A 14230-nucleotide genomic window follows, 5' to 3' on the forward strand; every position below is an offset into this window, starting at 1 on the left:
ATTACTGCTCCAATAATTTCAAAATATCCGCCGCTACTGCTTGCTCAGCAAAACGACGACTTGCACCTTCACCCACCATCGCGTTTAAGCCCTGCACCTGACATTGCACTTTAAAATGCTGATTCGGTGCATCGCCTTGAATATCAATCACGTCGTAAATTGGGAGAGGCTTTTTACGCGCTTGTAGATACTCTTGTAAGCGTGATTTTGGGTCTTTGAGTTGATCGTTTGGTTCGAGATCATTTAAATAAGGCGCATACCATTTTAGCACAATTGAGCGCAGTTGATTGAGATCATTACAATCAATATAAATGGCACCAATAATCGCCTCTACAGTATCGGCTAAAATTGACTCGCGATGATGACCGCCTGATTTCAACTCACCAGTACTTAAAATTAAGCTTTGGCTGAGCTTTAAATCATTGGCAATTTTACCTAATGCTTCTTGGCGTACCAAAGTCGCCCGCATACGGGTTAAACGTCCTTCATTTTCATTTGGATAAGTATCATACAAATAATTGGCAATAATCATGCCCAACAATGCATCGCCTAAAAACTCTAGACGCTCATAGTTGTATTTATGGCTCACCGATCGGTGTGTCAGGGCCAATTGCAATAATTCTGGCTGTTGAAACTGATAACCGATACGACTTGCTAGGCGCATATCATTAATTTTTGATTGAGTTTTTATCAAAACTTTTCTCGAACTTTAACACTAAATCAATATTGAGTAAGAAAGGCTTTCTTACTTCATAGTCAGTTTGGACACGTAGACCATCGGCATTACTTACACGAAGTAAATCATCGATTTTAACGTCACGAACATTATTCATGTCTAAACGTTGTGCCAATTGGCTTTTAAATTGCGCAGGACTAGAATTGGCTTGTGAACTCAGTATCAGTTCTTCAATTTGTTTATTGACTACATGGTTGTCCCAATACGGACTCCAAACAGCCACAAGCACCTTGACCATGAAAGCCGCAGCAATAATGATCAATAAAATTCCAATATAAGACGTACCTTGTTGTGTGCGACGCATAGTTTTATCCTAAAGTATTAATCAATACTCCCGTTACGGCTAAATGACGGCAGTTTGAAGCCTGGTTCTTTGTGCATCCAAATAAAAAACGCACGACCAGTTAAGTTTTCTTGTGGTACAAAGCCCCAAAAACGACTGTCAGCACTTTGATCACGATTGTCCCCCATCGCGAAGTAATGACCTTCAGGAACTTTGACTTCCCAATACAAGCCTTGCATTGACGCGTATTGACCATGATTAATATGGTTTAAAAATGGTGCTTGACGCGCAACATTAACCCCTTCAAGTTCACGCATAGTAAAGGTATGCGTACCTAAAGTTTCTTTATAATAAAGTGCATTTGGTGTGTCTTGAATATCTTTAACACGACTAAATTCAAGCGGTACTTTTTTAACCTGTTCACCATTAATGCTCAGTTGTCCACGATCATAGACAATATGATCGCCAGGTAGACCAATAATACGTTTAATATAACTGATGGTCGGCTGTGGTGGATAGCGAAATACTGCCACATCACCACGTTCAGGCTCACCTACATCAATAATTTTAGTATTGATAATGGGTAAACGCACGCCATATTCAAATTTATTCACCAAAATAAAATCACCAGTTTCTAAGGTCGGTACCATAGAATCTGACGGGATATTAAACGGTTCGTACAAAAAAGAGCGCAATACCAGTACCACAGCAAGTACTGGCCAAAAGTCATATGCCCAAGTAATGATAAAATTTTCATTGCCTCGACCTTTTCGCTCGCGCTGTTTAAAGACAAACTTATCGAGCAACCACAGCACAATAAACAGTAATGTGACTGGAACGAGGATTAAATTAAAATCAAAATCCATGAGCAATATGACTCCCTTATGTGCGCTTAGCGTTCTACTTTGAGTACAGCAAGGAACGCTTCTTGTGGGATTTCTACACTGCCCACTTGCTTCATACGTTTCTTACCTTCTTTTTGTTTTGAAAGAAGTTTCTTCTTACGTGACACGTCGCCGCCATAACATTTGGCTAAAACGTTTTTACGCATGGCTTTTACCGTAGAACGGGCAATAATTTGTGCACCAATGGCCGCTTGAATGGCCACATCAAACATTTGACGTGGAATCAAATCTTTCATTTTTTCTACCAGTGCAATACCACGATGACGCGCATCTTGACGATGACAAATCATGGCTAATGCATCGACTTTATCGCCATTAATTAATACATCCACTTTGACCAGTGAAGATGATTCAAAACGGATAAAGTTATAATCAAGTGAAGCAAAACCGCGCGAACATGACTTCAATTTATCAAAGAAGTCCATGACCACTTCTGCCATTGGAATTTCAAAGGTAATCGCCACTTGGTTACTCACAAACTTCATGTCTTTTTGCACACCACGGCGCTCAACACATAACGTCATCACGTTACCTAAGTATTCTTGTGGCACTAAAATATTACATTCAGCAATCGGTTCACGTAGATCTTCAACCGTTGAACCATCTGGCATTTTTGAAGGACTGTCGATGTAAATGGTGTCGCCATTTTTCATCACAGCTTCATAAATCACCGTTGGTGCAGATGAAATCAGATCTAAATCGTACTCACGCTCTAAACGCTCTTGTACGATTTCCATGTGCAGCATGCCTAAGAAGCCACAACGGAAACCAAAACCTAAGGCATCTGAACTTTCAGGTTCAAAGAATAATGCTGAGTCATTAATTTGTAATTTTTGTAGCGCTTCACGGAACGGTTCAAAATCACTGGCATCAATTGGGAATAAACCCGCATACACCTGTGGTTTTACCTTTTTAAAGCCCGGTAAAGTTTCAACATCAGGAGTATTGGCTAAAGTAATGGTATCACCTACTGGTGCACCAAAAATGTCTTTAATCCCGGCAATCACAAAGCCAACTTCACCCGCTTCTAAGATATCGGTTTCAGTGTGTTTTGGATTAAAAATACCTACCGAGGTAATCATGTGCGTTTGACCCGTTGATTTCATCAACATCTTGTCGCCTTTACGCACACGACCTTGTTTAATACGTACTAAAGATACAACGCCCAAGTAGTTATCAAACCATGAGTCAATAATCAAGGCTTGTAATGGTGCTTCACGATCACCTGTTGGCGCAGGAATGGTATCTACCAAGGTTTCAAGCACACCTTCAATCCCTAAACCTGTTTTTGCAGAACAGGTCGGCGCATGCGTTGCTTCTACACCAATAATGTCTTCAATTTCTTGCATGACACGTTCAGGTTCAGCCTGTGGCAAATCGATTTTATTTAAAACCGGTAGCACTTCTAAACCTTGCTCAATCGCGGTGTAACAGTTGGCTACAGATTGTGCTTCAACGCCTTGTGCCGCATCAACCACCAACAATGCACCTTCACATGCTGCCAATGAACGTGACACTTCATAAGAAAAGTCAACGTGTCCTGGGGTATCAATAAAGTTGAGCTGATACTCTTCACCATTGGGATGGGTGTAATACAAGGTGACAGATGCCGCTTTAATGGTAATACCACGTTCACGCTCTAGCTCCATGGAGTCTAAAACTTGCGCTTGCATTTCGCGATCTTGCAAACCACCACAGGTTTGAATAAAACGGTCAGCGAGGGTTGACTTACCATGATCGATATGCGCGATGATGGAGAAGTTACGTATGTTTTTGATATTTACAGACTTTTTAGCAACTGCCATAAACTACTCTAAAAATGTGTACACAATCAGATCACAAGACTACATCAGCAATCGTAAGGTGCAAAAAGGATATTCCGAAGATGCTGCACAGTATAAGCAGGCGTGCGTTAAAAATACATAGAACTCAACAAATATCATTCGAAATTATTTTAAAAAATTGAGGCTCAAGTGGATATCGATACAATGAATTTATGCAACAAGACGCATTTAAAAAAGATAGGAAAATAAGACAGCGCTTATTTTTAAGCCTATGCCAAACGAGAAGAGGGATGCTTGGCATAGGCTTATGGATATTATAGATGATTAGTTTTGCTAACAGCTATATTTAATTTGGCTAAATGGGCATCAATGTAACGCGAGTGCATGTTTTTTAAGCACAATTTTAAATCAAGCTAAAATCATAAGGATTTTTGTCTGCATCCAGTGGCTGATAGGCCTGTAAAAATGTAGGTGACATACGCTTGGGACGCCCTGTCGCAATCTCAATACATGCCCACTTGGTGGTGCCTGTAAAGAGTAAGCTATGATCATGCAAACGATAGAAAGCGTATTGGCGAATGGAGTATAAGCTATTTAGATCGCTTAACCATGTTCTTAAAATAATTTTATCGTCTAAAAACGCAGCTTTACGATATTGTACCTGATGCTCAACCGCCACCATGGCATGTTTTAAAGCATGATATTGTTCTAAGCCTAAACCAATGGCTTCAATATGTGCGGTGGTCACCTCTTGCATCCATTGCATATACACCACGTTATTGACATGCCCTAAACCATCAATATGTTCAGGTTGCACTTGAATGGTTAAATCAAAAATATCACTCATGCTGCTTAGCTCATCCTTGTTTTGAGCAGTGTAACGTTTTTTATGAAAAAAGCCATGTAAAAACATGGCTTTATTTGCATGATTTAAGAGATGCGCATGCCCACAATTAAGGGCTGACCTTGCCGCATTAGTGATACACGTACCACCTGACCCTTTTGTAATTGCGCTACCGTGTCAATAAAGTCTTGGCTATGGTCAATTGGTTGATTATCCAATGCAGTAATCACATCACCCACTTGAATTTTGGCACTCGCTGCAATCCCGCCACGACTTAAATCTTGAACCAATACCCCACCGGTCACATTATTACGGCGCAGTTCATCTTGACTTAAATTACGAATCGCTATCCCTAAAACAGGGCCTTTGGTGACTTTTTGAGTCTGAAGGTTTTTCTTGATTGGGGTACTGTCTGGCGCAACAGCAAGGGTGGCTGAGATATTTTGCAATTTGTCATTACGCAAGACTTGTAATTCAATCACTTGATTGGGTGCAGTACGATGTAAAAAATTCAGCAACTGTGAAGTTTCACTAATCGCTGTGCCATTCATTTGTAAAATCACATCGCCAGTTTTTAATCCCGCACGGGCAGCAGGTGAATTGGCCGCCACTTGGGTAATCAGTGCCCCTTCAGGCTTAGATAGTTTGTAGGCTTCTGCCAAAGTGCGGTCAATATCTTGCAATTGCACGCCTAAGTAAGAGCGAATTACACGCCCATGTTGTTTGAGTTGATCTGCAACATCCATAGCCACATCAATGGGGATAGAAAAAGATAAACCCATATAGCCACCTGTACCACTAAAGATACGCGAGTTGACCCCCACCACTTCACCTTTTTGGTTAAACAAAGGCCCACCTGAGTTGCCCGGATTAAGTGCCACGTCGGTTTGAATAAATGGTACTGCGGTTTCACCCATCACGTTACGCATTTTAGCACTGACAATTCCAGCCGATGCTGAATAATCAAAACCAAACGGAGAACCAATGGCAAGGACTGGCTCACCGACTCTCAGCTGTGCTACGTTGCCCATACTCAGTTGCGGATAACTGCTGCCACTGACTTTAAGTAAAGCCACATCGGTACGTTCATCACTGCCCACCACAGTGGCATCAATTTCACGACGATCATTTAAACGAATGGTGACTTTTGAAGCATCAGCAATCACATGATGATTGGTTAACAAATATCCGTTTTTATCAATAAAAAATGCGGTGCCATAACTGTTTTTTTCTTGCGGTAAAGCCGGTTCTGGCACAACAATATTAGGACCAAAAAAACGTCGCAGTAATTCTGGCACTTGTTGTTGCAACAACTCTTGCTCAGTCATTTTTTTCGTGACACTCACCGTCACCACCGCAGGGCTCACATTGGCGACTAAATTAGAAAAATCTACGGTCGCTGCCTGTGTCGTCATGGCAGCAATGCTTACAACAACACCCGAAAAACTTTGTTTAAACATACGCTTATTCATAGCAAAATCGCAAAATTTATGATCAAGATGAGGGGGAATTAGAGTTTTAACATAAAGCAAAGATCAATTGAGTAACAATATGTTGAAGACAGATTGCATGCTTTTTTAACTGCTCAATCTCAAAAAAAATTCATTTTGTCAGTTTGATCGGATTTTTAGGCTTGCCTTTTGTACAAAAAAGCGCTGTTATTGTCGGACTTTTTTTAAATTAGCGGATGGACATGTCTAATTTACATACAACCCATCATTTTGACGTGATTATTGTGGGCAGTGGCGGTGCTGGCTTAAGTTTAGCGTTATCTTTACCTACCACCATGAAGATTGCTGTATTAGCCAAATCTGATTTAACCGATGCCAGTACTTTTTATGCCCAAGGTGGTGTAGCAGCGGTGCTTGATCAAACTGATTCGATTGAACAGCATATTTCAGACACCATGATTGCCGGTTCGCATTTATGTGAACAAGATGCGGTAAAACAAACTGTAGAGGGCGGTAAACCATCCGTGGATTTCTTGCTCAATCAAGGCGTGCAATTTACCCTTGATGAGCAACAGCAATTGCATTTGACCCGTGAAGGGGGGCATTCACAGCGCCGTATTATTCATGCAGCCGATGCCACAGGTCGCGCTATTTCTACCACGTTGGTTGAACGTGCCCGTGCACAGCCGAATCTACAGATCTTTGAAAATTACATTGCCATTGATCTTATTACCACGCAAAAATTGGGGCAAAGCGGCGACAACCGTGCAGTAGGTTTATATGCATTAGATGATAATAGCCAAAAAGTTCATACCTTCTTGGCTCCTTTTACCGCGTTGGCCTGCGGTGGTGCGATGAAAGCTTACCTGTATACTTCCAATCCTGATATCGCCACAGGTGATGGTATTGCAATGGCCTATCGTGCTGGTTGCCGTGTTGCCAATATGGAATTTAACCAGTTTCATCCGACCTGTTTATACCATCCACAAGCACGTTCGTTTTTAATTACCGAAGCCATGCGTGGTGAAGGTGCTTACTTACGTTTACCCGATGGTGAACGTTTCATGCTACGTTTTGATGAACGCGCAGAACTTGCACCGCGTGATGTAGTCGCACGTACCATTGACCATGAAATTAAGCGTTTAGGGATTCGTCATGTCTGGTTAGACATTACCCATAAACCGGCTGAATTTATCATGGAGCATTTCCCAACGCTGTATGCACGTTTAATGGAACTGGGCATTGATATCACCAAAGAGATGATTCCAGTGGTGCCGGCTGCACATTATACCTGTGGCGGTGTGGTGGTCGATGAACATAGCCAAACCGATATTGCCGGTTTATATGCAATTGGCGAAACCTCATACACCGGTTTACACGGTGCTAATCGTATGGCAAGTAACTCATTACTTGAATGTTTTGTGTATGGTATGGCGGCTGCTAAAGACATTGAAAGTAAATCAACTCAAGCGCAAGACTTACCAACTGTGCCTGCGTGGGATGATTCTCAGGTGATTGACCCTGATGAAGATGTAGTGATTTTACAAAACTGGGATGAACTGCGGCAGACCATGTGGAATTACGTGGGGATTGTACGCTCGACCAAACGCTTGCAACGCGCTTTGCATCGTATTGAAATGCTCAAAAAAGAAATTGCCGAGTATTATCAAGATTATCAAGTCAGTAAAAACTTAATTGAACTGCGTAATTTAGTCTTGGTGTCCGAGATGATTGTACGCTGCGCTTTAAGTCGTAAAGAGTCACGCGGCTTACATTATACCCTTGACTATCCACAGTTAAGTACCGAACTGCGTAAAACTGTGCTCAATCCACCAGACTTTAGCGTAGAGCAACCTTTGGTCAATGTAGCACTGTGTGCCTAAACGATGTTTAAAAAAAACGGATGCTTAAAAGCATCCGTTTTTTTATTCGTCAGGATAATAAACCGCCTGAGCAATTTCAAAGGTACGGACATGCAAGGGCACCAATTTAGACAATTTTTGATAACCACCTGCCAACACAAATGACAATGGAATTTGACTTTGCTTGGCTAAACGAAAGACCAATTCTTCACGTTTTTCAATTAAATCGGTGCTAAACCATGCCGAGCCATGTGGATCATCTTGATGACAGTCCATACCGGCTTGATAGATAATTAAATCCGCGCCCCACGCTTGAGCGGCAGCAAAACCTTCATGAATGGCATGCTGATATTCACTAAAATTGCCTTGGGTTTGGTGAATATGGCGTGTTTCAGCACGTTCATAACAGCCACAGCCAAAGGCTTGTCCATAAATACTAAAATTGTATAAATTAGGCAGCTTCAGTACAAACTCGGCTGTCCCATTGCCGCCATGCTGATCGCAATCTAAGATAAAAATACGTTTATCTGGATATTGCTGGGCCACTAAAGCCAAGCCATTAAAACTACAATAAGCACAACCAAAATCAGGACTGGCATGATGAAAGCCTTGCGCAATATTGGCCGATAAACCATGCTCAAAGGCCAACTCAGCAGCTTTAATTTGCCCCGCATTCACACAAAGTACTGCATCGCGTAGCTGCTCATTCCATGGCTTAAAGCTTTGAATGGTGGCAAGCTTACGCGGCTCTCCAGTTAAAAAGGCATTGACGTAATTTTCATCGTGCAACTGTTTGAGCACTTCAATATCTAATGCCTCAGGCTCATAAAAACGTACATAGTCGTATTCATTTAAAGCTTGTGCCACCAATGCCAACTTTTCCATACTGTTGGTTGGGGTGTGAGCGAAATATTGCGGTGAATAACAAACATGAAGCACGATTTTCTTCCCTATTGCGCTTTGGCAACCTGCAAAATTTGTGACAGTTGCGTGGTTTCTGGGCTATATAAACCATTTTGTACTTGTTGTTCAAAATGGCTGCTAAAAGCACGACGACGGTTGGCTGAAGAAATCGCAAGCGTGGTTAAACGTAAGAAGTAAAAACCCGGGATTTCATGCACATCTGCAACAAAACCAGCATAACCCTTGTTTAGACGTTTAGTACTTAACTGCTCAGGGTCATATTGCACTGAAAATAAAGAGCCTTCTGGTAAACGAACCCCGTTCATGATCACTGGCTGCAAACTAATACATGAATGGTTGTCGCCCATGTTGAGCTTTTCCATCAACACAGGTTGATAGTGATCGTCTACAAAAATATTGATTTCGCCACGGCGTAACACTTGGTCGTGAGCAATTTTTAAGAAAAACTTCTCAGCCATGGGACAAGAGCCCACTTTGGGTTTATCTATCAACGTATTGAGTTGGATATAACCAGTGTGTGCCGCAGTTTTCGGTAAGATAATATCTTCAATAAAATGGGCAATGACTTTACTTTCTTCAAATTCGAGCAAATCACTGATGTTACGTAAACCTTGTTGCCATTCAACCTGCGTGCTGAGGGCTTTGGCATAATCATTGTCATGCTCGGCAATATAGGCCAATACCTCAGGATTTTGATCTAAGTTGCGCCATGTCTCTAAGCTCAAACCATGCGCATTGGCTTGTGCCATGACGGACTTAAGGGCTTTGCTGTCTACATCTTGGAAAAGGCGTAAATCTTTGTATTCGTCCGCATGACGTTCAACATTGACAAATTCTGCAATCACACGGGTGGCTTGGGTATAACCACAACCACGGCGTTCAGTTTGATGGTTGTAATGTTCATTTAACATTTCTACCAGTGTTTCTGATAATGAGTAGCCTTGCTCACGATAGCGTTGTACTAACTCATGATCTACATTTGACATGCGTATCCCCAATTTTTACGACTGACAATCTTTGTTGATGATTGTTTTTCACCCTGCTCCAACAGATGCTGTTTGAGCAAGGCGCTCACCTTAACATAATGTAACTTTTGACTAAATCACATATTCTGCCAATTATTTAACCAAAATATGCTGTATGGCGGCTGCAAAGACCTGCTCTGCTGTTTGCGTTGCATCAAGGCGTTTAATGCGTTGTGGGTATTGCTGATGCAACTGTGCATAACCTGTGCGAACTTTTTCAAAAAATGCTGCTTTTTCTTGTTCAAAGCGATCCAGTTCACCGCGCGCACGGGCACGGGTCATACCCAATTCAATCGGTGCGTCTAACCAAAAGGTTAAATCAGGCATCTGCGATACAAATTGGGTATTTAATAAGGCCAATTTTTCTGCACTCAAACCGCGTCCAGCACATTGATAGGCAAAGCTGGCATCGGTAAAACGATCACACAAGACTGTTTTACCTGCCTCAAGTGCCGGTACAATCACATGGGCTAAATGTTGCGCGCGTGCGGCATAAATCAGCAATAGTTCGGTGTCATGGCTCATGCTTTCGCTATGATCAGTCGCCAGCAATAAACCACGAATTTGCTCTGCCATGGGTGTGCCACCCGGTTCACGAGTCAATACAACATCGTGACCTTGGGCCTGTAAGGTCTCAAAAATACGACGAATGAGTGTGGTTTTCCCGACACCTTCTGTGCCTTCAAAACTAATAAACATGATTATTCCTTATTGGCACGTAACACTTTTAAATATTCTTGCACAGCACGATTGTGCTCGGCCAAAGTGGCACTAAAAGTATGTCCGCCTTTGCCCGTGGCAACAAAATACAAAGCATCTGAATTATCAGGATGCATCGTAGCCTCAATGGCTTTTTGACTTGGCAAAGCAATCGGCGTTGGCGGCAAACCATGCATGGTATAGGTGTTATATGGCGTTGGGGTACGTAAATCTTGACGGGTGATATTACCGTTATATTGCTCCCCCATGCCGTAAATCACGGTTGGGTCGGTTTGTAGGCGCATGCCTATTTTTAAACGACGCGCAAACACCCCTGAGACTTGCTCTAGCTCACTATCTACATTGGTTTCTTTTTCAATGATTGAGGCCATAATCAAGGCTTCATAAGGGGTTTTATAAGGCAGATCTGTTGCACGATTTTGCCAAGCGTCATCTAAAGCTTTCATTTGACGTTGATATAAATCCAGCAAAATATTCTTATCACTTTCGCCTTTGGCAAAAAAGTAGGTGTCGGGTGCAAATAAGCCTTCTGGATGGCTATAAGGAATATTTAAGGCTTTAAGCAATTGGTCATACGGTAAATGTGAAACCTCTTGCTTGACCAACTCATCTTTTTTTAAGCGCTCAATCAATTGTTTAAAGGTGGTGCCTTCAATCACTAAAATACGGTTCATTTGCGCATTTTTAGCATCCGCCAACATGCTCAGCACCTTCGCTACACTCATTTGCTCAGTCACTTCATAGACACCGGCTTTTAAGCTCTCGCCAATCACAAACTTTTGATACAGTTTAAGCACGATTGGAAAGCTAATTTTATCTTCTTTGGCAAGTCGATCAATCAGCCCTGAATAGGTGTCACCTTGGTTAATGGCAAGCATTTGTTTATTGCCTTCAATGGGATAGGCTTTAAATAAACTTGCCCATAACACTGTGGCAATGAGCACGCCTAAACCTAAGAGCATAAGCAAAATCGCTTTGAGCCAATGTGAAGATTTCTTTTTTGCTGTTGACGGCATAATTTAAGTCATTTGATGGAGTTGAAGTTGTGAAAACAGTGCCTCACATGCTGCGATATCTAACGCTTGCGCAGCAAATTGATCGACCATTTTCATGGCGCTTAAAGCATTACAGAAAAATAAGCTGTGTAACTGAGCCAATTCATCTACATGCACAGCACGCTGTTGACAGGCAATGCCCTGTTGTTGCATACGCGTGAGAATTTCAGCACGCATAATACCATGCACGCCATTATAGCCAAGTTCAGGAGTGACCCAAGTGTCTTTGAGTTTTAAAAAGCAGTTACTGCTGATACCTTCAACAATATAGCCGTTACTGTCCAAGACCAAGGCTTCTGCTAAACCACGCGCATCAGCTTCAGCTTTAAGCATGACTTGTTCGAGGCGATTTAAAGTTTTAATGCCCAGCAAAGCCGGCATAGTGTGCCCTAAGCGCAACTCAAGCACATCACTTTGAATCACCTGTGGGCTAAACGGGGTTAATGCATGTGGATAGAAAAACAGCCACACATCTGCCTCTTGCGAGGGCAAACTATAACCACGCGGCCCCACGCCACGGCTAATCACAATTTTTAATGTGCCTGTGGCTTTTGGCAAATGCGCCAAGGTCATGGGAATGGCAACCAAATCAGCCTGTAGTTTTAATGCTTGGCAGGCCTGTTCTAAACGCGCAATATGCCGCGCTTGCATTTCAATCTGACCTTCTAAAATACGTGCTGTGGTAAAACAACCATCACCATAATGAAAAGCACGATCGTTGAGTTCAATCCCACTCACTGCTTTGGCATTTTTAAAACATTGCATGTTGAAGCTCCTTCTTCTTTATTGAGAATCATAAACGGCTGTAGCAGTATCCTGATTGGATTCTATTTCTTTTTTAGTGATATAAAATTCATTTTTTATTATTTTTTACGCAAAAAAACTCAAGCTATGCTGCTTTCACTTTGACAACATCTACTTTCATTGGGGAAGACCATGCGCTTAGCAACCTTAAAACTTGGACTTATTGCCGCGCTTGTTTCAATGACAAGCTTAACTTCAGCCAAAGACTTCCTCAATGTGTCTTATGATCCAACGCGTGAGTTGTATGAAGATGTTAATCAGCAGTTTGGCAAATTTTGGCAACAACGTACTGGTCAAAAAATTAACTTTAAACAATCACATGGAGGCTCAGGTAAACAAGCGCGTTCGGTGATTGATGGTTTATCGGCTGATGTGGTGACGCTGGCTTTGGCGGCTGATATTGATGTCTTGGCCAGCAAAGCAAAGTTATTGCCTCAAGATTGGCAAAAAAAATTACCTCATAATGCCAGTCCTTATACCTCCACCATTGTGTTTTTGGTCCGTAAAGGCAATCCTAAAAAAATTCAAGATTGGGGCGATTTGGTGCAACCAGGTGTGGGCATTATTACTCCTAATCCAAAAACTTCAGGCGGCGCACGTTGGAACTATTTAGCAGCGTGGGCATGGGCTAAGCATCAAGCCGGTGGCAATGATCAAACTGCACAAGAATTTGTGCGTCAAATTTATAAAAATACCAAAGTGCTCGATTCAGGGGCACGCGGTGCAACCACCACCTTTGCAGAGCGCGGTATCGGCGATGTGTTGTTGGCTTGGGAAAACGAAGCTTATTTAGCTTTACGTGAACAGCCGGGTAAATTTGAGCTGATTACTCCAAGCTTATCTATTTTGGCAGAACCACCTGTGGCGATTGTGGAAAAAAATGTGCAAAAACATGGCACACAACATTTAGCCCAAGGTTATTTAAACTTCTTATATTCACCTTATGGTCAGTATTTAGCAGCCAAGCATTTTTACCGTCCGCGTGATACAGCAACTTTGCAGAAAAATAAACATATCTTTAAACCCTTAAAGCTTGTGACCATTGATCAAGAGTTTGGCGGCTGGGACAAAGTGCAACAAACGCATTTTGAAAACGGCGGCATTTTTGATCAAATTGTAAAAGCCAACAGTGCCAAATAAAGTGTAAATGTGGGTATATGTGCATGTCTAAAATACATACTGTAATCGTGCCGGGTGTGGCTGGCAGTGAAGCTGAGCATTGGCAAAGTTGGTTACAACAGCAATTAACGCTATGCTCACGTGTGCAACAACGCGATTGGCATCATCCTGTATTACAAGATTGGGGAGCTGCATTGCTGAGCAATTTATCTTCTATTACCGCTCCCATCCAAATTGTGGCACATAGCTTTGGCTGCTTAACCACGATGGCTGCTTTAGAGGCATACCCACAGCTACGCGCAAAGATTGAGCAGGTGATTTTAGTGGCACCTGCCAATCCGGCACGCTTTGGTGACAACGGTTTTGCAGCTGATGGTCAACACAACTACGCTGAATTTTTTTATGACTTAACCCCACATGTTGCCACCACTATGTTGATCAGTGAAAATGATCCGTGGTTGGCATTTGACGATGCGCAAGCTCTGGCTGCCGCTTGGCAAGTGAAGGCTATCAATTTAGGTCGGGTGGGACATGTGAATGTTGCGTCTGGTTTTGGACCATTTCCGCAAATTTTTGATTATCTCATCTCAGAAAACACGATGTCACATATCAGCATTACTGATGATGACAAGCATTTTTTTAAATTTGCAATTTGAGCATGGCTCTCTATGCTTAACGGGTTTTTTGTTTTTATTTTGCGTTGATTGGTTTAGGTCAA

Annotated in this window: 14 protein-coding genes; 3 read left to right on the forward strand and 11 right to left on the reverse strand. The window is 42.1% G+C overall.

Features of this window, described 5'->3' with window-relative positions:
* Window position 1: 1 nt before the first annotated feature.
* The 6 genes from rnc to Q0Z55_RS07075 all read right to left on the reverse strand — a co-directional run bounded on the left by rnc (window position 2) and on the right by Q0Z55_RS07075 (window position 6024).
* A complete protein-coding gene (rnc, locus tag Q0Z55_RS07050; RefSeq protein ID WP_297426244.1) occupies window positions 2–694 on the reverse strand; it encodes a ribonuclease III in 693 nt (230 codons plus the stop codon).
* On the reverse strand, window positions 669–1040 hold the full coding sequence (locus Q0Z55_RS07055) for a DUF4845 domain-containing protein (RefSeq protein WP_297426248.1): 372 nt from the start codon (window positions 1038–1040) through the stop codon (window positions 669–671). The genes rnc and Q0Z55_RS07055 overlap by 26 nt, the downstream gene beginning before the upstream one ends.
* A gap of 17 nt (window positions 1041–1057) precedes the next feature.
* Window positions 1058–1885, reverse strand: coding sequence for a signal peptidase I (gene lepB / locus Q0Z55_RS07060; RefSeq protein ID WP_297426251.1), 828 nt, complete (start codon window positions 1883–1885; stop codon window positions 1058–1060).
* A gap of 26 nt (window positions 1886–1911) precedes the next feature.
* The gene (gene lepA, locus Q0Z55_RS07065; RefSeq protein WP_297426254.1) at window positions 1912–3729 is read right to left on the reverse strand and encodes a translation elongation factor 4; all 1818 of its coding nucleotides are present in this window, start codon (window positions 3727–3729) and stop codon (window positions 1912–1914) included.
* A gap of 382 nt (window positions 3730–4111) precedes the next feature.
* On the reverse strand, window positions 4112–4555 hold the full coding sequence (locus tag Q0Z55_RS07070) for a thioesterase family protein (protein WP_366806843.1): 444 nt from the start codon (window positions 4553–4555) through the stop codon (window positions 4112–4114).
* 83 nt (window positions 4556–4638) lie between these two features.
* Window positions 4639–6024, reverse strand: coding sequence for a Do family serine endopeptidase (locus Q0Z55_RS07075; protein WP_297426259.1), 1386 nt, complete (start codon window positions 6022–6024; stop codon window positions 4639–4641).
* A 215-nt stretch (window positions 6025–6239) separates the two neighbouring features.
* Here Q0Z55_RS07075 and nadB point away from each other — a divergent pair, with 215 nt between their 5' ends.
* A complete protein-coding gene (gene nadB / locus Q0Z55_RS07080; RefSeq protein WP_297426262.1) occupies window positions 6240–7886 on the forward strand; it encodes an L-aspartate oxidase in 1647 nt (548 codons plus the stop codon).
* Window positions 7887–7928: 42 nt separating this feature from the next.
* Here the strand turns inward: nadB and Q0Z55_RS07085 are convergent, their stop codons facing one another.
* The 5 genes from Q0Z55_RS07085 to pabC form a co-directional block, all read right to left on the reverse strand.
* On the reverse strand, window positions 7929–8804 hold the full coding sequence (locus Q0Z55_RS07085) for a histone deacetylase (RefSeq protein ID WP_297426265.1): 876 nt from the start codon (window positions 8802–8804) through the stop codon (window positions 7929–7931).
* A gap of 11 nt (window positions 8805–8815) precedes the next feature.
* Window positions 8816–9775, reverse strand: coding sequence for a hypothetical protein (locus Q0Z55_RS07090; RefSeq protein WP_297426268.1), 960 nt, complete (start codon window positions 9773–9775; stop codon window positions 8816–8818).
* Window positions 9776–9907: 132 nt separating this feature from the next.
* Complete coding sequence (tmk, locus tag Q0Z55_RS07095) at window positions 9908–10513, reverse strand: dTMP kinase (RefSeq protein WP_297426270.1); 606 nt, start codon at window positions 10511–10513, stop codon at window positions 9908–9910.
* A gap of 2 nt (window positions 10514–10515) precedes the next feature.
* Window positions 10516–11550, reverse strand: a complete 1035-nt coding sequence (gene mltG / locus Q0Z55_RS07100; RefSeq protein WP_297426273.1) for an endolytic transglycosylase MltG — start codon at window positions 11548–11550, stop codon at window positions 10516–10518.
* Between the two features lie 3 nt (window positions 11551–11553).
* Window positions 11554–12354, reverse strand: a complete 801-nt coding sequence (gene pabC, locus Q0Z55_RS07105; RefSeq protein ID WP_297426276.1) for an aminodeoxychorismate lyase — start codon at window positions 12352–12354, stop codon at window positions 11554–11556.
* Window positions 12355–12525: 171 nt separating this feature from the next.
* Between pabC and Q0Z55_RS07110 the strand changes: the two genes are divergently transcribed.
* Together Q0Z55_RS07110 and Q0Z55_RS07115 are read left to right on the forward strand one after the other, a co-directional pair.
* The gene (locus Q0Z55_RS07110; RefSeq protein WP_297426279.1) at window positions 12526–13533 is read left to right on the forward strand and encodes a sulfate ABC transporter substrate-binding protein; all 1008 of its coding nucleotides are present in this window, start codon (window positions 12526–12528) and stop codon (window positions 13531–13533) included.
* A 23-nt stretch (window positions 13534–13556) separates the two neighbouring features.
* Window positions 13557–14168: an alpha/beta hydrolase gene (locus Q0Z55_RS07115; protein ID WP_297426283.1), complete on the forward strand. Its 612-nt coding sequence runs from the start codon at window positions 13557–13559 to the stop codon at window positions 14166–14168.
* Window positions 14169–14230: the final 62 nt, after the last annotated feature.

It is taken from the genome of uncultured Acinetobacter sp. (assembly GCF_947626835.1).
GTDB lineage: Bacteria > Pseudomonadota > Gammaproteobacteria > Pseudomonadales > Moraxellaceae > Acinetobacter.